The following is a 20,501-nucleotide window of genomic DNA, read 5'->3' as shown; positions in this document are numbered from 1 at the left end:
TACGCCAGCGACTTGACCGCGGAAGGCCTTCTCGGCGAATATATCTCTATATCGCGATAGGTAGATATTTATGGATCTGGAAGATTGGTCGACCCGCCTCAAGGTGTTCGCCGATGCGACCCGCGTGCGCCTGCTGGCGCTGCTGGAGCAGGAAGAGCTGACCGTGGCCGAACTGTCGGCGATCACCCGCCTGGCGCAGCCACGCGTGTCCACCCATCTGGCGCGCCTGAAGGAAGCCGGCCTGGTCCGTGACCGCCGTGCCGGCGTGTCGGCCTATTACCGCTTCGACGAGGCCCAGCTGGACCCGGCGCAGCGCGCATTGTGGCATGCCTTGAGCAACGGAAGCGACGACCCGCTGCTGCGGCAGGACGCTGAACGGGTTGCCGCCGTGCTGGCCCACCGTGCCGCCGACCAGAACTGGGCCGACAGCGTGGCCGGCGACATGGAGCGCCACTACTCCCCGGGCCGCACCTGGGAAGCCCTCGCGCGCACTGCGTTGCCGCTGCTTGAGACCGGCGACGTGCTCGACATCGCCTCCGGCGACGGCGTGCTGGCCGAACTGGTCGCCCCGCATGCCAAGCGCTACATCTGCATCGATACCAGCGCGCGCGTGGTTGCTGCCGCCAGCGAACGCCTGCGCCGCCTGCCCAACGTGGAAGTGCGCGAGGGCGACATGCATGCCCTGCCCTTCAAGGACGGCAGCTTCGACCTGGTGGTGCTGATGCACGCGCTGACCTACGCCAGCAAACCGGCGCAGGCGGTCACCGAAGCCGCGCGCGTGCTGCGCCCTGGCGGCCGCCTGCTGCTGTGCAGCCTGGCCCGCCACGAGCACAAGGCGGCGGTGGAGGCCTACGGCCACGTCAACCTCGGCTTCAGCGACAAGGAACTGCGCAGATTCGTCGACAAGGCCGGCCTGCAGGTATCCAGCCTGGAGACGGTTACCCGCGAAAAGCGCCCGCCGCATTTTGAAGTGATTTCACTGATCGCCAACAAGCCCTGACGCCGAGACCGCCATGTCCGCCCTGCCCTGGCTGCATCCTGATCGTGCCAATGCCCTGCTCGACGCCCTGCGTGAGCGGATCCTGATCATCGACGGCGCAATGGGCACCATGATCCAGCGCCATGGCCTGCAGGAAGACGACTACCGTGGCGAGCGCTTCGCCGGTGGCTACGATCATGTGCATGGCCCCGCTTGCGACCACGCCGTGCAGGAAGGCCATGACCTGAAGGGCAACAACGATCTACTGCTGCTGACCCGGCCGCAGGTCATCGCCGACATCCACACCGCCTACCTGGAAGCGGGCGCGGATCTGGTCGAGACCAACACGTTCAACGCCACGTCGGTCAGCCAGGCCGACTACCACCTCGAGCACCTGGTGTACGAGTTGAACAAGGCCGGTGCTGCGGTCGCCCGTACCTGCTGCGACGCCGTGGCCGCAACCACGCCGGGCAAGCCGCGCTTCGTGATCGGGGTGATCGGCCCGACCAGCCGCACCGCCTCGATCAGCCCCGATGTCAACGATCCGGGCTTCCGCAACACCAGCTTCGACGAACTTCGCGACACCTATCGCGAAGCCATCGAAGGCCTGATCGACGGTGGGGCCGACACCCTCATGGTCGAGACCATCTTCGACACCCTCAACGCGAAAGCCGCGTTGTATGCACTGGAAGAAGCCTTCGATGCGCGTGGCGCACGGTTGCCGGTGATGATCTCCGGCACCATCACCGACGCATCGGGACGCACCCTGTCCGGGCAGACCGCCGAGGCCTTCCACGCGTCGCTCGCGCATGCGCGTCCATTGTCGATCGGCCTGAACTGCGCGCTGGGTGCCGATGCGATGCGCCCGCACGTGGAAACCCTTTCGCAGGTCGCCGACTGCTACGTCAGCGCGCACCCCAACGCAGGCCTGCCCAATGCCTTCGGCGAGTACGACGAGACGCCCGAGGACATGGCCAGTACCCTGCGCGGTTTCGCCGAGGATGGCCTGTTGAACCTGGTCGGTGGCTGCTGCGGCTCCACCCCTGACCATATCCGCGCAATCGCCGAGGCCGTAGCCGGGCTGCCGCCGCGCGCCCTGCCCCGTGTCCAGGAGCAGGCTGCATGAATGTCGCCGCCACCGTTCCGCACTTCCCGCCCTATTGCTGCTGAGCCGACGCCTGCCATGACGCCTGTCCGCCCTACCCGCCTGTCCGGCCTGGAACCGCTGGTCATCACCCCGGACCTGTTGTTCATCAACGTCGGCGAACGCACCAACGTGACCGGCAGCGCGCAGTTCCGCAAGCTCATCAAGGAAGGCCGCTACGAAGAAGCGGTGGACGTGGCCCGCCAGCAGGTGGCCAGCGGCGCGCAGATCCTCGACGTCAACATGGACGAGGGCCTGATTGATTCGGAGGCAGCGATGACCCGCTACCTCAACCTGATCATGTCCGAGCCGGACATCGCCCGTATTCCGGTGATGGTCGACTCCTCCAAGTGGAGCGTGATCGAGGCCGGCCTGAAGTGCCTGCAGGGCAAGAGCGTGGTCAACTCGATCTCGCTGAAGGAAGGCGAGGCGCTGTTCCGCGAGCACGCACGCAAGGTGCTGCGCTACGGTGCCGCAGCGGTGGTGATGGCTTTCGACGAAAGCGGCCAGGCCGATACCTGTGCGCGCAAGGTCGAGATCTGCACCCGCGCCTACCGCATCCTGGTTGACGAGATCGGCTTCCCACCGCAGGACATCATCTTCGACCCGAACATCTTCGCCGTCGCCACCGGCATCGAAGAGCACGACAACTATGCAGTGGACTTCATCGAAGCCACCCGCATCATCAAGCAGACGCTGCCGCACTGCCATGTGTCCGGTGGTGTTTCCAACGTCTCGTTCTCGTTCCGTGGCAATGAAACGGTTCGCCAGGCCATCCACTCGGTGTTCCTGTACCACGCCATTGCCGCCGGCATGGACATGGGCATCGTCAACGCCGGCGCGATGCCGATCTACGACGAACTGGAACCGGAGCTGCGCGAGCGCGTGGAGGATGTGATCCTCAACCGCCGCAGTGATGCCACCGAGCGCCTGCTGGAGATCGCCGAGCGCTACAAGGGCAAGAAGGGCGCGGCGAAGACCGAAGACCTGGCCTGGCGCGGCAAGCCGGTGGCGCAGCGCCTGGCGCATGCGCTGGTGCATGGCCTGGATGCCTTCGTCGAGGAAGACACCGAGCTGGCCCGGCAGGCCTCCAGCCGCCCGCTGGACGTGATCGAAGGTCCGTTGATGGATGGCATGAACGTGGTCGGCGACCTGTTCGGCGCCGGCAAGATGTTCCTGCCGCAGGTGGTGAAATCCGCGCGCGTGATGAAGAAGGCTGTGGCCTATCTGCTGCCCTACATCGAGGCCGAGAAGGCGCGCAGTGGCGACACCGCCAAGAGCAACGGCAAGATCATCATGGCCACGGTGAAGGGTGATGTGCATGACATCGGCAAGAACATCGTCGGCGTGGTCCTGGCCTGCAACAACTTCGAGGTGGTCGACCTTGGCGTGATGGTGCCGGCGCAGAAGATTCTCGATGCCGCGCGCGAGCACAACGCCGACCTGATCGGCCTGTCCGGGCTGATCACTCCCTCGCTGGAGGAGATGAGCCACGTCGCCCGCGAGATGGAGCGCCAGGGTTTCAACCTGCCGCTGCTGATCGGCGGCGCCACCACCTCGCGCGCGCACACCGCGCTGAAGATCGACCCGCACTACAAAGCGCCTACGGTGTGGGTGAAGGACGCCTCGCGCGCGGTCGGCGTGGCCCAGTCGCTGATCTCGCGTGACCTGCGCGAGGCCTTCGTCGCCGCCAACGAGGCCGACTATGCCGAGATCCGCGCGCGGCATCGCAACCGTGGCGATGCCAAACGCCTGGTTTCGCTGGAACACGCGCGCGGGCAGAAATTCCAGGGCGGCTGGGACAGCTACACACCACCGGCACCGGACCAGCCCGGCCTGCACATATTCGACGACTACCCGCTGGCCGAACTGGTCGACTACATCGACTGGACGCCGTTCTTCCAGGCCTGGGAGCTGGCCGGCAAGTTCCCGGCCATCCTCACCGACGAGATCGTCGGTACCCAGGCCAGCGATCTGTACAAGGACGCCCACGCGATGCTCGAGCGCATCGTCAGCGAGAAATGGCTGACCGCCAAGGCCGTGTTCGGCCTGTGGCCGGCCAACAGCATCGGCGACGACGTGCGCGTGCAGCACCCGCTGGGCGAGACCACGCTGCACTTCCTGCGCCAGCAGGTGGACAAGCCGGCCGAGCGCCCGGACTTCTGCCTGGCCGATTTCATCGCCCCGGCCGACAGCGGCAGGCAGGATTGGATCGGCGCCTTCGCTGTCACCGCCGGTATCGGCATCGACGCGCATGTCGCGCGCTTCGAGGCCGAGCATGACGACTACAACGCGATCCTGCTGAAGGCCCTCGCCGACCGCTTCGCCGAGGCGCTGGCCGAGCGCCTGCACCAGCGCGTGCGTACCGAATTCTGGGGCCATGAGCGCGCCGAAACGCTGGACAATGAAGCCTTGATCGACGAGCAGTACCGTGGCATCCGCCCGGCGCCAGGGTACCCGGCATGCCCGGAGCACAGCGAGAAACGGCGCCTGTTCGACCTGCTGCAGGCCGAAGCCAACGCCGGCATGGAACTGACCGAGAGCTTCGCGATGCTGCCTACGGCGGCCGTTTCGGGCTACTACTTCAGCCATCCGCAGAGCCAGTACTTCGTGGTCGGCCGCCTCAGCCGCGAGCAGGTCAGCGACTACGCCCGGCGCAAGGGCGTGGACCGCGCCCAGGCCGAGCGCTGGCTCGCCTCCAACCTCGACTACGACCCCGAATGACACGGAAAAAAGGGGACGGAGGGGATTAAGTCGTTTGTGCCGCAAGCGACTTAATCCCCTCCGTCCCCTTTTTGCTTCATCATTCCGCGATGACTGTCCCCGTTGCCCGGCTCTCCAGCTTCTACCTGTTCTATTACGCGGCACTTGGCGCGTTCACTCCGTACTGGAGCCTGTTCCTGACCGCGCGCGGGATGAGCGTGACCGCGATCAGCGTGATGATGGGCCTGTGGTATGCCACGCGCGTGGTCGCGCCCAGCACCTGGACCTCGCTGGCGGCAGCCTCGCCACGGCCGATCCGCCTGCTGCGCATCGGCTGCATCCTGACCCTGATCAGCTTCGCCGCCTTCCTGTTGCCCTTGCCGCAGCCATGGATGTACCCGGCGATGGTGGTGTTCTGCTTCTTCTACAACGCGGTGATGCCGCAGTTCGAATCGATTACCCTCACCCATCTCGGCAGTGACAGCCATCGCTACGGCCTGATCCGGGTCTGGGGCTCGCTCGGCTTCATCGCCGTCGTCACCCTGTTCGGGTGGCTGATTGAAGGCGACGGCACGACCAGCCACGCCGGGCTGCTGCCGTGGATGATGCTGCCACTGTTCGTCCTGCTGGTCGCATCCGCCTTCAGCAACCACTACGCACGCGGCATCGGCAAAGCCGAGGGCGACGCCAGCGGCTTCTGGCAGATCGTGCGGCGGCCGCCAGTGTTGGCGTTCTTCCTGGCCGCCTTCATGGAACAGCTCTCGTTCGGGCCGTACTACACGTTCTTCTCGGTCTACATGGACCATCACGGCTACCGCACATCCACGCTCGGCCTGCTGTGGACCATCGGCGTGGTGTTCGAAGTGGGTGTGTTCTTCACCATCGGCCGTTTCTTCCGCCGCTACGACGCCAGCTGGATGCTGCTGATCGCGCTGGTCAGCTCCTGCCTGCGCTGGGCGGTGACCGCATTGTTCCCGGAGAACCTGCCGGTGATGCTGCTGGCGCAGACCGCGCACGCGCTGGGCTTTGCGGCCTTCTTCGCCGCAGCCATGCAGATGCTGGCGACCTATTTCCCGGGCCGCCTCAACGGCCATGGCCAGGGCCTGCTGTATGGCTTTTCGTCCGGTGTCGGTGGCGTGTTGGGCGCGCTCATTGCCGGGCAGCTATGGAAGATCGATGATGGCCGCACGGCGTTCCTGGCCGGCAGCGGCTTCGCCCTGGTCGGCGCCCTGCTGTGCTTCTTCGCCCTGAGCCTGCCACTGATCCGCGCGAAACGGCGCCGTCGCGCGCACTGACCATGCGCAGGATCAGCGCTGCAGCAGCACCCGCTGCAGCGACGGCAGCAGCACCCGGTTGCCGTGCGCGCTGAGGTGGTCGCCATCGAAGAACAGCGGCCGGCCATCGCGCTGCGCCGGGCACAGCACGTCGTCGCAGAGCACCGGCATCGGATCCCACAGCACGCCGCCCGGCAGGCCATCAGCCACCTTCCGCAGGCTGCCCAGCATCGGCGCCCGCAGCGTCTCCATCGCCTCGCGCGTGCTGTCCAGGCCGTTGCGGCAGATCTCGTTGCGCGCGTTGAAGCGGTCCGAACAGCGGTAGGGCGGCGCCGGCAATACCGGCTTGGGGGCCTCCAGTACGATGCGTACGCCGCGCTCGGCCAACGGCTTCCACTGGAGGATCGCCTCGGCCACGTCGGCCTCACGCCCTGCGGCGGCTTCCGGGGTCAGCTCGCCCGCCAGCTGTGCCTGCGCGTCGAACAACACAAACTGGTCGGACAAGCGCGGTATCCGCAGTGAGACCAGTACCACGGCATCACCTGGCTGCGCTCGTCGCGTGACGTCGGCGAGCACTGCTGCGTCGAAATCACTGCAACCGGCACCCGCGCCACGCCACGTCTGCAGGCTTACCTGCGGGCATCCACCTCGCCCGTAGAGGACGACCTCCGAGCCGGTCTCAAGTGCCAGCCGCTGCAGCAGCTCGATGTAGGCCATCGCATGCGAATCACCGGCAACGAAGACCCGCTTCGGCGCGCCCGCCGACAGCGGCCGTTCGCAGGCCCCGCGGGCATAGGTCCGCATGCTGCCACCTTCGAAGCGTCGCTTGGTGGCCACCAGGCTGCAGTCGGGATAGTCGCCTGCCACGCTCTTGCCGTTGGGATACCAGTCGGCCGGATGCCGGCTGACCGTGCTCAGTGATATCCGCGGCGCTTGCAGGTACATCAGGGTCTGGGTGCCAGCCGCCACCAGCAGCACGGCCGCGCCGGCCAGCACCCAACGCCCCGGGCGCAGACGCTGCGCCAATCCGCCACGGAATGGTTGTTCCACCCAGCGCCACGACAGCCACGACAGCAGCAGCACCAGCGCCAGCGCAGCGGTCATCTGCAACGGTGTCTGCAGGCCCACGGTCCAGCGCATCAGCACGAACACCGGCCAGTGCCACAGATACAGTGAGTACGACAGCAGGCCGATGTAGCGCATCGGCCGACTGGCCAGCAGGCGTGCCACCCAGGCCTGCGGATGATGATGCAGCGCCCAAAGCAGACCTGCGGCAGCGAAGGTCGGCAGCAGACCATCGGGCCACGGCGAATGCCCTGCCCGTGCAGTCCACAACGCCCAGCCCAACAGCGCCAGTGCCGCCAGCGCAAGCAGCGAAAACACGGGCGCGGCGCGCTTCAGTGCCGCCCCCGTCACTGGATCCAGCGATTCGCGCACATGCAGCAACTGGAACAACAGCACGCCAACGCCCAATTGCCACAACCGCGTGCTGGTGGCGTAGAACGCCCACGACGGCGGCACCTCGCGCAGGCCCAGCATAGCGGCATGCAGCAACGACGCCGCACTGACCACTGCGAACAGGCCCAGGCTGATCCAACGCCCACGCACGCTGCGCGCCCAGGCAAGGAACAGCAGCGGGAACAGCAGGTAGAACTGCTCCTCCACGCCCAGCGACCAGGTATGGGTGTAGGGATTGAATTCGGCCCTGGGCGCGAAGTAATCGTTGCCGATCAGCGCCAACACCCAGTTGCTGAAGCCGAAGAATGCCATCAGCCCGGTCTTGTCACTGGCCTCGCTGAGCCAGGACTCGGGAATGAACAGCACGCTCGCCACGGCGGTCAACAGCAGGCAGCTGATCAGCGCAGGTGCGATGCGGCGGATACGGCGCGAATAGAAGCGCAGCATCGACTGCCACAGCGACAACGGCGGCAGCCGGTGTACCGAGGCGCTGACCACGAAACCGGAGATGACGAAGAACACGTCTACGCCGGTGAACCCGCCCGGCAACCAGGCCGGATCAAGATGGAACACGATGACGGCCAGCACGGCGATCGCGCGCAGGCCGTCGATGTGCGGCACGTAGCCACGACTTGGATCAGCGCTCATCCGTTCCCCCAAGGACGCGGCGGCAATGCACCGCAGCGCTCACGCATTTACCAGACCAGGTCGTCCGGCACCTGGTATTGCGGGTCCGCGTAGGGATCTTCCTCGGCCGGCGCATTCGGATCAACCTTCAGCGCCACCGATGCGGCGAACACTGCCTCGGACTGTGCCAGCACCTCGGCAGTCACCAGCAGGTAACGACCATTGAGCTGGACCACGCCCAGTTCACCGGCGTTGAGCGCGGTCAACTGTTCGGCAGTCACATAGATGCGCTTGATCTTGCCGCCATACGGGAAGTGACGGGCAATGTCCGCCGCTTCGGCATTGAGGCTCTTGTCCTTCAGCAGTTCTTCCAGCTTGGCCTTCGCCTCGCGACGCACGCGCGCTTCTTCCTGCTTCAGACGCTCGGTCTCGATGCGCTCTTCCTTCTCCCGCTGCGCGCGGATGGCATAGGCCTTGGCCAGGTCCATCTCTTCGGCACTGCGCGGCTTGCGCGGGCCGTGCTGGCCCTGGCCACGCTGACCACCGGGCTTGCCCGGACCACCATGGCCCTGCCCACGGCGCTCACCGGGCTTGTGCTCGCCCTTGCCGGCGCCCTGCGGCTTTCCATTGCCATTGCCACCCTTGCCCTGCGGGCGGCCATCGCGGCGGGGGCCATCATTCTTGCGCTCGGGCTTGGGCGCCGGCTTGAAGCCCAGGCCCATCAGCTGGTCGCGGAGGGTATCGCTCATAGGATTCGGATCAGTAGTGCGGCGGCGGCGGTTCGCTCGCCGGATCGGAAGAATTGAGTGCGTTGCGGACCTTGCCCAGGTCTTCCAGCAGCACGCGCAGCACATCGGCGTTGCGCATGCCCTGCATGCGGGCGTCCGCCAGCGCATCGCTCAGTTCGGCCAGCGCCTGTTCCTGGAAGGACACGCGCATTTCCAGCTCGACCAGGCGCGCTTCCAGCGCCTGCTCGCGTTCGGACGGTAGATCAGACATGCAGCGAACGTCCCCGGCCGATGCCGTAGTAGGCCAGGCCTGCAGCTTCCACTTCGGCCGGTTCGTACAGGTTGCGCCCGTCGAACACCGCCGCATCCTTCAGCTGCTCGCGCAGCTTCTGGAAGTCGGGGCTGCGGAACTGCTTCCACTCGGTCACCACGACCAGCGCGTCGGCACCCTGCAGCGCTTCATCGGCACTGTTGCAGAACACCAGGTCATCGCGTTCGCCGAAAATGCGCTGCGACTCGTGCATCGCCTCCGGATCGTAGGCACGCACCGTCGCACCGCCTTCCCACAGCTGCGCCAGCAGGCGACGGCTGGAGGCTTCGCGCATGTCGTCGGTGTTCGGCTTGAACGCCAGGCCCCACACGGCAAAGGTCTTGCCGCGCACGCCTTCGTCCTCGCCCTTGTCGTAATGGCGCTGGATGAGGGCGAACAGATGGCCCTTCTGCGCATCATTGACCGCCTCCACCGCGTTCAGCAGCTTCGGCTCAAGGCCGTACTGCTGGGCAGTGCGGGCCAGCGCCTGCACGTCCTTGGGGAAGCACGAGCCGCCGTAACCGGCGCCCGGGTAGATGAAGTGCCAGCCGATGCGGGGATCCGAACCAATGCCCTGGCGGACCTGCTCGACGTCGGCACCCACGCGTTCGGCGATATTGGCGATTTCATTCATGAACGAAATCTTGGTCGCCAGCATCGCGTTGGCCGCGTACTTGGTCAGCTCGGCCGAACGCACATCCATTTCCACCACGCGGTCGTGGTTGCGGTTGAACGGCGCATACAGGCGGCGCATCACCGCCACCGACTCTTCGTTCGCCGCACCGATGATGATGCGGTCCGGGCGCATGCAGTCCGCAACCGCATCGCCTTCCTTCAGGAATTCCGGGTTGGACACCACGTCGAAGGCGATGTCCGCGCCACGCGCGGCCAGCTCTTCGGCAATGGCGGCACGCACCTTGTCGGCGGTGCCGACCGGCACCGTCGACTTGTTCACCACCACGGTCGGCACGCTCATGTGCCGACCAATGGTCCGGGCTACGGCAAGCACGTATTGAAGATCGGCACTGCCATCCTCGTCCGGCGGCGTACCAACGGCGATGAACACCACCTGGCCATGATCGATGGCGGCCGCGGCATCCGTGGTGAACGCCAGCCGCGCTGCGGCATGGTTGGCCTTCACCATCGGCTCCAGGCCGGGTTCATAGATCGGAATGATGCCCTGGTTGAGGCCATCCACCTTGGCCTGGTCGATATCGACACAGACCACCTGATGACCAACATCGGCCAGGCAGGTACCGGTCACCAGTCCAACGTAACCGGTACCAAAAATCGCAACGCGCATATCCGTATTCGCTCCTGGATGACTTACGGCAGAACGCCCAGCAGCTCGACGTCGAACGTCAGGGTCGCGTTCGGGCCGATCGGGCCACCCGGGGTGCCATTCTCGCCATAGGCCAGGTTGCCCGGGATCCAGAAGCGGTACTTCGAACCGACCGGCATCAGTGCGACGCCTTCAGTCCAGCCCTTGATCACCTGGTCCAGACCGAACTCGGCCGGCTGACGGCCATAGGAGCTGTCGAACACGGTGCCGTTGAGCAGCTTGCCTTCATAGTTCACGCGCACTTTGCTGCTCGGCAGCGGGCGCTCACCGCTGCCCGGGCGGATGACCTGGTACTGCAGGCCCGACGCGGTGGTCACCACGCCCGGCTGGGTCTTGTTCTTGGCCATGAACGCATTGCCTTCCTCACGGTTGGTCTGCGCGGCGGCGGCAGCCTTGGCCTGCATTTCAGCCTGCTTGCTGCCCATGAAGGCCTGGATGGTGGCGGTCGCGTCGGCTTCCGTCATCTTCGGCTGACCCTTGCTCAGGCCGGTGCTGATCGCGTCAAACAGCGAGGCGACGTCGATGTCGTCCTTCAGCTGCGCCAGCGACGGGCCTACCGAGTAGGAACCGATCATCTGCGACACCTTGACGCGGTCGACCTTCGGCGGCTCCGAACCCGGCGCCATGCCCGGCACCTGCTGGCCGCTGCGGGCCATCACGACCTGGCGCAGCGCGGCATCGGTGGCCTTGGCCTGTTCCTGGGTGATCTGCGGCTGCAGGCCTTCGAACGAACGCTCCACAGCGGTGCGCAGGGCGGCAACGTCGATCTCATCGGCGATCGGGGTGAACGACTTGGCCACGTCCAGGCCGATGGCGTAGCCGAGCTTCTGCTTGGGGGAATTCAAGGTTGCGGTCTCCTTGGCGGCTGCGGGGGCAGCCGGTTGTTGCGACAGAGCGACACCCGAAGTGCCCATCGCCAGAATCAGAACCGACGCCGCGGCGCCGCGCATTCCCATCTTCATTCGCTGCATTCCTGGAAGTGTCTGGGCGCCGACGTCGGCGCGAAAAGAAACATTGTCGCACGCATGCCGTCGATGTCGAGGCATCCGTGCCGAATATCAATGCGTGGCCGCTGCGGCCAGCGCCTTGTCGATGGCAGCCGTCAGCTGCGGATCGTCCGGCGTCACCTTGCTGGCGAACTGGGCAATGACCTTGCCGTCGCGGCCGACCAGGTACTTGTGGAAATTCCAGCCCGGCGCCACGCCGGTGGCCGCGGTCAGGCGCTGGTACAGCGGCGTAGCCTCCGCACCAACCACATGCACCTTCTCGAACATCGGGAACTTGACGCCATAGGTCAGCGTGCAGAAGTCCTGGATCTGCTTCTCGTCACCCGGCTCCTGGCCCTTGAAGTCGTTGGACGGGAAGCCCAGCACCGCGAAGCCCCGGCCTGCATAGCGCTTCTGCAGCGCCTCCAGTCCTTCGTACTGCGGGGTGTAGCCGCATTTGCTGGCGGTGTTGACCACCAGCAGTACCTGGCCGTGGTAGCGCTGCTGCAGGTTGACCTGCTGCTTGCTGGCCAGCGGCCGGTAGTCCAGGTCGAGCAGATCGGCCGCCAGCGCGCTGGCAGAACCGGCGACGCCGGCCACCAGCAGGGCCAACAGGGACAGGCCGCGCAGGCGGCGCGGGGAAACGGTCGACAGGGGCATCAGGAGGGGTCCGCAGTAGCCATTCACCAGGCCCGGCCACTGCCGGCCGGGAATCGGCCGAACTATAGCACCGGGCTTCGGCGCCCCTGATGGCACAGGCCCATCCGGGCTTTGCGCGGCGTGGCGATTGCACTGCCCGGGCGCCATCGACGGCGTCGCGATGACATAGCATGGACATCACTGAATGGAAGGCCGGCCTGGATCGGCATCTGCGACAGTTTTATTTCCCTTCCAAATCAATCACATAAATTGAAGTTTCAGTCATCTGACCACCCCTGCCATCAGTTGGGGCCGGCAAGGGGTTGCACGTAGGCGTGCCGGTGTTATAGTTGCATACAACACCAGTCACCTGAGACAGGGGGAAGCCATGAACGCCCGGATCCGTCGCAACCTCACCGCACCCGCGGCCGCTGCTGTTTCGACCCTGATCGTGCTGGCCTGGTTGGCCGCGCCCAGCCTCCCCGACTCCGCTGACAGTGCGCAGGACGCGACCGCCTCTCCGGCAGGGAACGCCGATCCCTCCCCCCCCTCTCCCCCGCGTCGGCTGCACAGCTCCCTGTCCATGCCGTATTTCTCGTTCGCACAGCCGCTGACCCCACGGAGCTGAATATGAGCGACATCCAGTGGAGCGACGGCGCTCCCATCTACCGTCAGTTGAAGGAGCGCGTGATCGCCATGATGCTCGACGGAATCCTCAAGCCGGGCGACGCCCTGCCTTCGGTGCGCCAGGTGGCCGCCGACTACCAGCTCAACCCCATCACCGTTTCGCGCGCTTACCAGGAACTGGCTGACGAAGGCCTGGTCGAGAAGCGCCGCGGCCTGGGCATGTTCATGACCGAGCAGGCGGCCACGCAGCTGCGCAGCAGCGAGCGCGACCGCTTCCTCAACGAAGAATGGCCGGCGGTCCTGGAGCGCATCCAGCGCCTGGGCCTGAGCCTTGATGAATTGCTGCCCCAGGGGAAAGTCTGATGAATAGCACTGCAAGCGAATCGGTCATCACCGCCCGAGGCCTGCGCAAGGCCTACAAGACCACCGTTGCCCTCGACAATGCCAGCTTCAGCATTCCGAGCGGGCGCATCGTCGGCCTGATCGGCCCCAACGGCGCCGGCAAGACCACTGCACTGAAGGCCATCCTTGGCCTGACCTCGGTGGAAGGCGACCTGAGCGTGCTCGGCCGCGACCCGCGGCTGCACCGCGACGAACTGATGAAGGACATCTGCTTCATCGCCGACGTCGCCGTGCTGCCACGCTGGCTGAAGGTCCGCGAGGCGATCGATTTCGTCGCCGGCGTCCACCCGCGCTTCGACCGCGCCCGTTGCGAACGCTTCCTGGCCAACACCAAGCTGCAGCCGAAGCAGCGCGTGCGCGAGCTGTCCAAGGGCATGATCGTGCAGCTGCACCTGGCACTGGTGATGGCCATCGATGCCCGCATCCTGGTGCTGGACGAGCCCACCCTGGGCCTGGACATCCTCTATCGCAAGGAGTTCTACCAGCGCCTGCTGGAAGACTACTTCGACGAACAGAAAACCATCATCGTCACCACCCACCAGGTGGAGGAGATCGAGCACATCCTCAGCGACGTGATGTTCATCCGCGATGGCCGCATCGTGCTCGACGCGGAAATGGACGACGTCGGCCAGCGCTATACCGAGCTGCTGGTCAATGCCGACCAGCTGGACACCGCGCGCGCCCTGAAGCCGATCGACGAGCGCAGCCTGGCGTTCGGCAAGACCGTGATGCTGTTCGATGGCGTGCCGCGCACCCAGCTTTCCTCTCTCGGCGAGACCCGCATCCCGGGCCTGGCCGACCTGTTCGTCGCCATCATGAAGGGGACCTACGCATGAATGCCGTCAACCACCCCATCAGCCCGATCGGCACCCTGCGCTGGCTGCTCAAGCGCGAGTACTGGGAGAACCGCGGCGGCTTCCTGTATGCCCCGTTGATCGCGGGCCTGATCTCACTGGTGATGAGCATCGCCGGCATTGCCTTCGGCCTGTTCGCGCTGAACCGTGCAGCACGCGACGGCGGCCTGCACATCGATGGCGAGAACGTGAACATCAACGGCCTGAACCTGGCCCTGCTCACCCGTGACATCAGTGCCAAGGACCTTGCTGATCTTGGCAACGGCCTGGACCTGACTCTGGTACTCAGTTCAAGCTGGCCGTTCGTGGTGCTGGCCTTCGTCGTGTTCTTCTACTGCCTCGGCGCCCTCTACGACGATCGCCGTGACCGCAGCATCCTGTTCTGGAAGTCGTTGCCGCTGTCGGACACGCAGACCGTGCTGTCCAAGGTGATCAGCGCACTGATCGTGGCACCATTGATCGCGGTCATCGCCGGCATCCTCACCATGTTCGGCTTCATGCTGATCATCAGTGCCGTCGCGCTGCTGCACGGTGGCAGCCCGATGACCCTGATCTGGGGCCCGGCCAGCCCGCTGACCCTGGCCGCTGGACACCTGGCCTGGATTCCGGTCTATGCCCTGTGGGCCCTGCCCACCGCCGGCTGGCTGCTGCTGTGCTCGGCATGGGCCAGGAGCAAGCCGTTCCTGTGGGCGGTAATGTTGCCGCTGTTTGCCGGCATCATTGTCAGCTCCACCAAGATGATGCCGCTGTTCGGCCTGACCACCGGCTGGTTCTGGCAGAACATCGTCGGCCGCCTGCTGCTGGGCGGCGTGCCCGGCATGGACCTGCTGTATCGCCTCGGCGCCGACGAAGCATCGCGCCGCGATCTGGACTCGGTCGTCAGCCTGATGTCCCCGGCCTCGCAGCTGAAGTCGCTGGCGATGCCGGAACTGTGGATCGGCGCCGCTGTCGGTGCAGTGTTCATCTTCCTCGCCATCCGCCTGCGCAAGCGCGCCGGCGAGATCTGATTCCATCCACCCGGAGGCACCACCCATGCGTTCCCTGCTCGCCTGTACTGCGTTGTTGCTGTTGCCGCTGTCGGCCCTGGCCGCCGATGCCCAGAACTGCAAGTTCACCGCTGCCCGCACGTTGAAGCTGGACCTGGCCGGTGCCAAGGCGGTGGTATTCGAGGTCAACCAGCATGACCTGAAGATCACCGCCAGCGCCGGCGGCGGTCAGCTGGAAGGGCGTGCCTGCGCCTCCAGCCAGGAATGGCTGGACCAGCTGGTACTGGACCAGCGCAGGGTCGGTGACAAGCTGGTGGTCAGCCTGCGCCGCGAAGGTCGCTCGCCCAGCATCAGCATCGGCAACAGTTACGCCTGGCTGGACGTCCGCGGCAGCGTGCCGGACAACCTGCCGCTGCAGCTCAAGGTCGGCTCGGGCGATGCCAGCGTGGAGAACGCGCAGTCGCTGAGCGTGGACGTGGGTTCCGGTGATGCCGTGGCCCGCGGCACCCGTGGCAGCATCCACGCCGCGGTGGGTTCGGGCGACCTCAACATCGATGGCGGCACTTCGTTGAACCTGCTGTCACTGGGCTCCGGCGATGTCAACGTGCGCAACATCAGCGGTGATGCCAGCACCGGTACCGTGGGCTCCGGTGACCTGAAGATCACCGATGTGCGTGGCAACGCGCGGCTGGACACCGTGGGCTCGGGCGATATCGAGTTCAAGCGGGTGAAAGGCAGTGTCGAGGTGGGCGTGGTCGGCTCCGGCGGCGTCGACCTGGCCGACATCGGTGGCAACGTGCACGTCCGCAGCCACGGCTCGGGCGACATCCAGGTCGACGGCGTAGGCGGCAGCCTGACCGTCGACCACAGCGGCAGCGGTGACGTCGATCATCGCAATGTCAGCGGCAAGGTCACCCTGCCGCGCAGCAAGTAATCCTCTTCCAGACACCTCCAGGGGACCACCATGAACCTGTTGCGCCTGTTGCCTGCCACCCTGCTGTGCCTGCCGCTGATCGCTTGCGGCGGCACCTCGTCCTCGCCCGACAAGACCGTCGGCAAGAGCGTCGCCGAAGCCACCAGCGGCGTCGGCCAGACCGTCAAGGAAGCCATGGACGATGCCCGCAAGGACATCGCCGAGGGCAACATCAAGATCTCCGCCGACCAGCAGCCACGCGCGGAAATCACCCCGGATGGCCGCCTGCTGATCGCGGGCAAGGAAATCACCGCCAACGACACCCAGCGCCGCCACCTGCAGGAGTACCGTGGCCACGTGGTGGCCATCGCGATGGACGGCATGGATGTCGGCCTGGCCGGCGCCAAGCTGGGAGCCAATGCGGCCGGTGAAGCACTGAAGGGCATCTTCAGCGGCGACAGCGAAGGCGTGGAGAAGCGCATCAACGCCGAAGCCGCGAAGATCGAGGCGCAGGCCAAGCGCATCTGCGAACGCCTGCCGGCGATGCTGGCCAGCCAGCAGGCCCTGGCGCGCGAGCTGCCGGCCTTCAAGCCGTACGCAACGATGGACCAGAGCGACGTGGACGACTGCGGCAAGAACAACTCTGTCACGTTCTCGAAGTGAGACAAATCAGCGCACCCGGCCGGTCGTGGTGTTACACGGCCGGCCGCGTCGCACTGGCCGGCTTACAATGGTGGCCCCGGATGCCCCCGAACCGAATGCCATGAAGAAGTTGTTCCTGCTGCTGGTCGCCCTGCTCTGCCTGGGCCTGGCCGGCTGTGACAAGGATTACCGCAACCATCGCGCCGAGCGCGGCAAGCCCAAGATTTCCGTCAGCGACGGCATGGTCACCGTGCGCCGCCCGCCGGCACCGAACATCATCATCCTCGGCGATGGCACGATGAAGGTGGACGAGATCCAGATTCCGCTGGACGCCGGACAGAAGCAGATGCTGCAGACGATGTTCGGCAAGCTGCAGGTACTGCGCCAGAACACCCTGGTGGCCGCGCCGGCCGATCCCAACATGCAGCCGGTGAAGATCCAGCCGCCGGAAGGCATGGATGTGATTCCGGCGGACCTGATCCAGCGCATCCCGGAGTTCAAGGACTACACCGACACCTTCGGCAACATCGTCGCCGACCGTCGCTGAAGCAGAAACGCCGCCCAAGGGCGGCGTTTCTGCTTTCTGTAGAGTCGAGCCATGCTCGACTCCGGAACAACAGTCGAGCATGGCTCGACTCTACAACCGGCCGATCAACCGCCGGCGCCGCCGCCACCACCACCAGCCTGGATGCCGCCAGCGGTCAGCGCCGTCGGGTCCAGCAGGCGGCGCAGCTCGGCTTCTTCCAGGCCACTGTCCTCCAGCGCCACATCCAGCACCGGGCGCTGTTCCTTGTACGCACGCTTGGCGATCGCAGCTGCCTTCTCGTAACCGATGATCGGGTTAAGTGCAGTGACCAGGATCGGGTTGCGCGCCAGCGCTTCGGCAACGCGGTCCTCGCGCACCTTCAGCCCGGCGATCGCACTGTCGGCCAGCAGGGTGGACACGTTGGCCAGCAGGCCGATGCCATCGAGCAGGTTCACCGCGATCAGCGGCAGGGTGACGTTGAGCTGGAAGTTGCCGGTCTGGCCGGCCACGGTGATCGCGGCGTGGTGGCCGATCACCTGCGCGCAGGCCATCACGGTGGCTTCCGGAATCACCGGATTGACCTTGCCCGGCATGATCGAGCTGCCCGGCTGCAGTGCCGGCAGTTCGATCTCGCCCAGCCCGGCCAGCGGACCGGCATTCATCCAGCGAAGATCATTCGCGATCTTGATCAGCGCCACGGCCAGTGCATTGAGCTGGCCGGACAGTTCGACCGCATCATCCTGCGCGGCCAGGCCTTCGAACTTGTTCTCGGCACTATCGAACTTGAAACCGGTCTGCTGCTTCAGCGCCTTGGCCACCTGCGCGCCGAAACGCGGATCGGCGTTGATGCCGGTACCGATGGCGGTGCCGCCCAGCGGCAGCCGGCGCACGCGCTTGAGGCTGTCTTCGATGCGCTCCTGGGCCGAGGCCAGCTGCGCCGACCATGCGCCGAATTCCTGCTCGAAGGTGAGCGGCATCGCGTCCATCAGGTGGGTACGGCCGGTCTTGACCACCTTGCGCAGGCTGCGGCCCTTCTTGTCCAGGGTCTTGCGCAGGTGCACCAGCGCCGGCAGCAGCTGCTCATGCGTCGCCAACACCGCCGACACCCGCAACGCGGTCGGAATCACGTCGTTGGAGCTCTGGCCCTGGTTGACGTGGTCATTGGGATGCACCGCGGTCTTGCCGGCCTTGCCCGCGCGGTTGGCCAGGGTGGCGATGACCTCGTTGGCATTCATGTTCGAGGAGGTGCCCGAACCGGTCTGGTAGACGTCGATCGGGAACTGCGCGTCCCAGTTGCCGGCGGCCACTTCGGCAGCAGCGGTCTGGATGGCCTTGGCCACATTCTTCGGCAGGTGGCCCAGCTCGGCGTTGACGCCGGCGGCGGCGCCCTTGACCAGGCCCAGGGCGCGGATGAAACCGCGCGGCATGCGCTGGCCCGACACCGGGAAATTCTGCACGGCGCGCTGGGTCTGCGCGCCCCACAGGGCGTCCGCAGGTACCTGCAGCTCGCCCATGCTGTCGTGTTCGATTCTGAAACCCTTGCTTGCAGCTTTGCTCATTGCATCAACTCCGCACTACTTCAGTTGGGGAAAGGGAAGCGGCGGCTGGCAGGGTGTCGCTTCCCGGGCTGGCGGCTGCGCCCACGATACTCCCTTGCCGATAGCGTGGGATGACGAGGACGGGCCAGATCGTTCCGTCTGCACGGCCGATCTGCACGCGCAAGGGGTAGTGCCGGCCGCTTGCCGGCAATCCATGGAGTCGTGGGCCGGGCGTGGTTGCCGGCCAGCGGCCGGCACTACCTCACCGGCACGTCGTAGAATATGGCCCCCGCCGCTCGCCCCAGCCCTGCCGACATGTCCGATTCCGCCCTGCTCGCCCTGTCCCCGCTCGATGGCCGCTATGCCGGCAAGGTCGACGCCCTGCGCCCGATCTTCTCCGAGTACGGCCTGATCAAGGCCCGCATCACGGTCGAAGTGGAGTGGTTGCTGGCCCTGGCTGCCGAGCCGGGCATCGTCGAACTGGCCCCGTTCTCCGACGCCGCCGTCGCCCGCCTGCGCGCCCTGGCCGCCAGCTTCAGCCCGGCCCAGGCCGCGCGCGTGAAGGAAATCGAGCGCACCACCAACCATGACGTCAAGGCGGTGGAGTACTTCATCAAGGAACAGCTGAAGGACGACGCCGAGCTGGCCCCGGCGCTGGAATTCGTGCATTTCGCCTGCACCAGCGAAGACATCAACAACCTCAGCTACGGCCTGATGCTGGAACAGGCCCGCCGCGAGGTGCTGCTGCCGACCCTGGACGGCATCGCCAGCACCCTGCGCAGCCTGGCCCACGCCCAGGCCGGCCTGCCGATGCTGTCGCGCACCCACGGCCAGACCGCCTCGCCGACCACCCTGGGCAAGGAGCTGGCCAACGTGGTCGCGCGCCTGGAGCGCCAGCGCAGGCAGATTGCCGCGGTCGAACTGACCGGCAAGATCAATGGCGCGGTGGGCAACTACAACGCCCACATCGCCAGCTACCCGGACGTGGACTGGCCGGCCTTCGCCGAGCGCTTCGTGACCGGCCTGGGCCTGGTGTTCAACCCGTACACCACGCAGATCGAGCCGCACGACAACATCGCCGAGATCGGCGATGCCGCACGCCGCGCCAACATCATCCTGATCGACCTGGCCCGTGACATCTGGGGCTACGTTTCGCTGGGCTACTTCAAGCAGCGCCTGAAGGAAGGCGAAGTCGGCTCGTCGACGATGCCACACAAGGTCAACCCGATCGATTTCGAGAATGCGGAAGGCAACTTCGGCATCGCCAACGCGCTGTTCGAGCACTTCAGCGCGAAGCTGCCGATCAGCCGCTGGCAGCGTGACCTGACCGATTCCACCGTGCTGCGTGCGCTGGGCACCGCGTTCGGCCACAGCCAGGTGGCGCTGGATTCGCTGGCCAAGGGCCTGGGCAAGCTGGAAGTGAACCCGCAGCGCCTGGACGCCGATCTGGACGCAGCCTGGGAAGTACTGGCCGAGGCCGTGCAGACGGTGATGCGTCGCCACGGCCTGCCGAACCCGTACGAGCAGCTGAAGGCGCTGACCCGCGGCCAGGGCATCACCGCCGAGTCGATGCGCGCGTTCGTGCAGGGGCTGGAGCTGCCGGCGGATGCGAAGCAGCGCCTGCTGGAGATGACCCCGGGCAGCTACACCGGCCTGGCCGAGTCGCTGGCGAAGAAGATCTAAGGGGTTTCCTTTGCGGCGGCGGCCGCGGGCGCTGCCTGCGGCAGGCAACTGCAACAGCAACATCAACGTCAAGAGCGGCTCTGGGTTTTTGCCGTGCTTGGCGGGGCGGGTTGGATTCGCGGGACACGCCGTGAACCCGT

19 protein-coding genes are annotated in these 20,501 nt (G+C 66.0%); 12 read left to right on the top strand and 7 right to left on the bottom strand.

The window, feature by feature from the left end; genetic code table 11:
* Positions 1-70 precede the first annotated feature (70 nt).
* The 4 genes from N5D91_RS11410 to N5D91_RS11395 all read left to right on the top strand — a co-directional run bounded on the left by N5D91_RS11410 (position 71) and on the right by N5D91_RS11395 (position 6,121).
* Positions 71-1,000: a metalloregulator ArsR/SmtB family transcription factor gene (locus N5D91_RS11410; protein WP_053450235.1), complete on the top strand. Its 930-nt coding sequence runs from the start codon at positions 71-73 to the stop codon at positions 998-1,000.
* A gap of 13 nt (positions 1,001-1,013) precedes the next feature.
* Entirely contained in the window at positions 1,014-2,105 is a 1,092-nt protein-coding gene (locus N5D91_RS11405; RefSeq protein ID WP_110712822.1) for a homocysteine S-methyltransferase family protein, read from the top strand.
* A gap of 57 nt (positions 2,106-2,162) precedes the next feature.
* Complete coding sequence (metH, locus tag N5D91_RS11400; protein ID WP_219635101.1) at positions 2,163-4,847, top strand: methionine synthase; 2,685 nt, start codon at positions 2,163-2,165, stop codon at positions 4,845-4,847.
* An 89-nt stretch (positions 4,848-4,936) separates the two neighbouring features.
* On the top strand, positions 4,937-6,121 hold the full coding sequence (locus tag N5D91_RS11395) for an MFS transporter (protein WP_180854817.1): 1,185 nt from the start codon (positions 4,937-4,939) through the stop codon (positions 6,119-6,121).
* Positions 6,122-6,133: 12 nt separating this feature from the next.
* Here N5D91_RS11395 and N5D91_RS11390 read toward each other — a convergent pair whose 3' ends face one another.
* From N5D91_RS11390 to N5D91_RS11365, 6 genes are all read right to left on the bottom strand, one after another.
* The gene (locus tag N5D91_RS11390; protein ID WP_180854816.1) at positions 6,134-8,206 is read right to left on the bottom strand and encodes an acyltransferase family protein; all 2,073 of its coding nucleotides are present in this window, start codon (positions 8,204-8,206) and stop codon (positions 6,134-6,136) included.
* Positions 8,207-8,253: 47 nt separating this feature from the next.
* Positions 8,254-8,934: a DUF2058 family protein gene (locus N5D91_RS11385; protein ID WP_110712826.1), complete on the bottom strand. Its 681-nt coding sequence runs from the start codon at positions 8,932-8,934 to the stop codon at positions 8,254-8,256.
* 10 nt (positions 8,935-8,944) lie between these two features.
* Positions 8,945-9,184: a SlyX family protein gene (locus tag N5D91_RS11380; protein ID WP_049445667.1), complete on the bottom strand. Its 240-nt coding sequence runs from the start codon at positions 9,182-9,184 to the stop codon at positions 8,945-8,947.
* Positions 9,177-10,526, bottom strand: a complete 1,350-nt coding sequence (locus N5D91_RS11375; protein ID WP_153855983.1) for a UDP-glucose/GDP-mannose dehydrogenase family protein — start codon at positions 10,524-10,526, stop codon at positions 9,177-9,179. The genes N5D91_RS11380 and N5D91_RS11375 overlap by 8 nt, the downstream gene beginning before the upstream one ends.
* A gap of 23 nt (positions 10,527-10,549) precedes the next feature.
* Complete coding sequence (locus N5D91_RS11370; protein WP_110712828.1) at positions 10,550-11,527, bottom strand: FKBP-type peptidyl-prolyl cis-trans isomerase; 978 nt, start codon at positions 11,525-11,527, stop codon at positions 10,550-10,552.
* A gap of 96 nt (positions 11,528-11,623) precedes the next feature.
* Positions 11,624-12,211 carry a glutathione peroxidase gene (locus N5D91_RS11365; protein WP_110712829.1) on the bottom strand — a complete coding sequence of 196 codons (588 nt, stop codon included), beginning with the start codon at positions 12,209-12,211 and terminating at the stop codon, positions 11,624-11,626.
* 367 nt (positions 12,212-12,578) lie between these two features.
* Here N5D91_RS11365 and N5D91_RS11360 point away from each other — a divergent pair, with 367 nt between their 5' ends.
* From N5D91_RS11360 to N5D91_RS11330, 7 genes are all read left to right on the top strand, one after another.
* Positions 12,579-12,818 carry a hypothetical protein gene (locus tag N5D91_RS11360; RefSeq protein ID WP_180854815.1) on the top strand — a complete coding sequence of 80 codons (240 nt, stop codon included), beginning with the start codon at positions 12,579-12,581 and terminating at the stop codon, positions 12,816-12,818.
* Positions 12,819-12,820: 2 nt separating this feature from the next.
* Positions 12,821-13,180: a GntR family transcriptional regulator gene (locus tag N5D91_RS11355; RefSeq protein ID WP_006453095.1), complete on the top strand. Its 360-nt coding sequence runs from the start codon at positions 12,821-12,823 to the stop codon at positions 13,178-13,180.
* Positions 13,180-14,055, top strand: coding sequence for an ABC transporter ATP-binding protein (locus N5D91_RS11350; RefSeq protein ID WP_180854814.1), 876 nt, complete (start codon positions 13,180-13,182; stop codon positions 14,053-14,055). Before N5D91_RS11355 ends, N5D91_RS11350 begins: the two co-directional genes overlap by 1 nt.
* Positions 14,052-15,080, top strand: a complete 1,029-nt coding sequence (locus N5D91_RS11345; protein ID WP_180854813.1) for an ABC-2 transporter permease — start codon at positions 14,052-14,054, stop codon at positions 15,078-15,080. Before N5D91_RS11350 ends, N5D91_RS11345 begins: the two co-directional genes overlap by 4 nt.
* Positions 15,081-15,105: 25 nt before the next feature.
* Complete coding sequence (locus N5D91_RS11340) at positions 15,106-15,993, top strand: DUF4097 family beta strand repeat-containing protein (RefSeq protein ID WP_110712833.1); 888 nt, start codon at positions 15,106-15,108, stop codon at positions 15,991-15,993.
* A gap of 30 nt (positions 15,994-16,023) precedes the next feature.
* The gene (locus N5D91_RS11335; RefSeq protein WP_180854812.1) at positions 16,024-16,635 is read left to right on the top strand and encodes a hypothetical protein; all 612 of its coding nucleotides are present in this window, start codon (positions 16,024-16,026) and stop codon (positions 16,633-16,635) included.
* A gap of 100 nt (positions 16,636-16,735) precedes the next feature.
* Complete coding sequence (locus N5D91_RS11330; RefSeq protein WP_180854811.1) at positions 16,736-17,161, top strand: hypothetical protein; 426 nt, start codon at positions 16,736-16,738, stop codon at positions 17,159-17,161.
* Positions 17,162-17,265: 104 nt separating this feature from the next.
* Here N5D91_RS11330 and N5D91_RS11325 read toward each other — a convergent pair whose 3' ends face one another.
* Positions 17,266-18,699, bottom strand: coding sequence for a class II fumarate hydratase (locus tag N5D91_RS11325; RefSeq protein WP_180854810.1), 1,434 nt, complete (start codon positions 18,697-18,699; stop codon positions 17,266-17,268).
* A gap of 294 nt (positions 18,700-18,993) precedes the next feature.
* Between N5D91_RS11325 and purB the strand changes: the two genes are divergently transcribed.
* Positions 18,994-20,361, top strand: coding sequence for an adenylosuccinate lyase (gene purB, locus N5D91_RS11320; RefSeq protein ID WP_180854809.1), 1,368 nt, complete (start codon positions 18,994-18,996; stop codon positions 20,359-20,361).
* The last annotated feature ends 140 nt before the right edge of the window (positions 20,362-20,501 follow it).

The sequence above is a fragment of the Stenotrophomonas sp. GD03794 genome (genome assembly GCF_029842145.1).
GTDB lineage: Bacteria > Pseudomonadota > Gammaproteobacteria > Xanthomonadales > Xanthomonadaceae > Stenotrophomonas > Stenotrophomonas riyadhensis.
Note: the sequence above shows the minus strand (reverse complement) of the source record. Positions and strands in the feature narration are given on the sequence as shown.

Bases quoted from the DNA above. Each gene is read 5' to 3' on its own strand.
- N5D91_RS11410 (WP_053450235.1), top strand. From the start codon at position 71: ATGGATCTGGAAGATTGGTCGACCCGCCTCAAGGTGTTCGCCGATGCG.
- N5D91_RS11405 (WP_110712822.1), top strand. From the start codon at position 1,014: ATGTCCGCCCTGCCCTGGCTGCATCCTGATCGTGCCAATGCCCTGCTC.
- metH (WP_219635101.1), top strand. From the start codon at position 2,163: ATGACGCCTGTCCGCCCTACCCGCCTGTCCGGCCTGGAACCGCTGGTC.
- N5D91_RS11395 (WP_180854817.1), top strand. From the start codon at position 4,937: ATGACTGTCCCCGTTGCCCGGCTCTCCAGCTTCTACCTGTTCTATTAC.
- N5D91_RS11390 (WP_180854816.1), bottom strand. From the start codon at position 8,206: ATGAGCGCTGATCCAAGTCGTGGCTACGTGCCGCACATCGACGGCCTG.
- N5D91_RS11385 (WP_110712826.1), bottom strand. From the start codon at position 8,934: ATGAGCGATACCCTCCGCGACCAGCTGATGGGCCTGGGCTTCAAGCCG.
- N5D91_RS11380 (WP_049445667.1), bottom strand. From the start codon at position 9,184: ATGTCTGATCTACCGTCCGAACGCGAGCAGGCGCTGGAAGCGCGCCTG.
- N5D91_RS11375 (WP_153855983.1), bottom strand. From the start codon at position 10,526: ATGCGCGTTGCGATTTTTGGTACCGGTTACGTTGGACTGGTGACCGGT.
- N5D91_RS11370 (WP_110712828.1), bottom strand. From the start codon at position 11,527: ATGAAGATGGGAATGCGCGGCGCCGCGGCGTCGGTTCTGATTCTGGCG.
- N5D91_RS11365 (WP_110712829.1), bottom strand. From the start codon at position 12,211: ATGCCCCTGTCGACCGTTTCCCCGCGCCGCCTGCGCGGCCTGTCCCTG.
- N5D91_RS11360 (WP_180854815.1), top strand. From the start codon at position 12,579: ATGAACGCCCGGATCCGTCGCAACCTCACCGCACCCGCGGCCGCTGCT.
- N5D91_RS11355 (WP_006453095.1), top strand. From the start codon at position 12,821: ATGAGCGACATCCAGTGGAGCGACGGCGCTCCCATCTACCGTCAGTTG.
- N5D91_RS11350 (WP_180854814.1), top strand. From the start codon at position 13,180: ATGAATAGCACTGCAAGCGAATCGGTCATCACCGCCCGAGGCCTGCGC.
- N5D91_RS11345 (WP_180854813.1), top strand. From the start codon at position 14,052: ATGAATGCCGTCAACCACCCCATCAGCCCGATCGGCACCCTGCGCTGG.
- N5D91_RS11340 (WP_110712833.1), top strand. From the start codon at position 15,106: ATGCGTTCCCTGCTCGCCTGTACTGCGTTGTTGCTGTTGCCGCTGTCG.
- N5D91_RS11335 (WP_180854812.1), top strand. From the start codon at position 16,024: ATGAACCTGTTGCGCCTGTTGCCTGCCACCCTGCTGTGCCTGCCGCTG.
- N5D91_RS11330 (WP_180854811.1), top strand. From the start codon at position 16,736: ATGAAGAAGTTGTTCCTGCTGCTGGTCGCCCTGCTCTGCCTGGGCCTG.
- N5D91_RS11325 (WP_180854810.1), bottom strand. From the start codon at position 18,699: ATGAGCAAAGCTGCAAGCAAGGGTTTCAGAATCGAACACGACAGCATG.
- purB (WP_180854809.1), top strand. From the start codon at position 18,994: ATGTCCGATTCCGCCCTGCTCGCCCTGTCCCCGCTCGATGGCCGCTAT.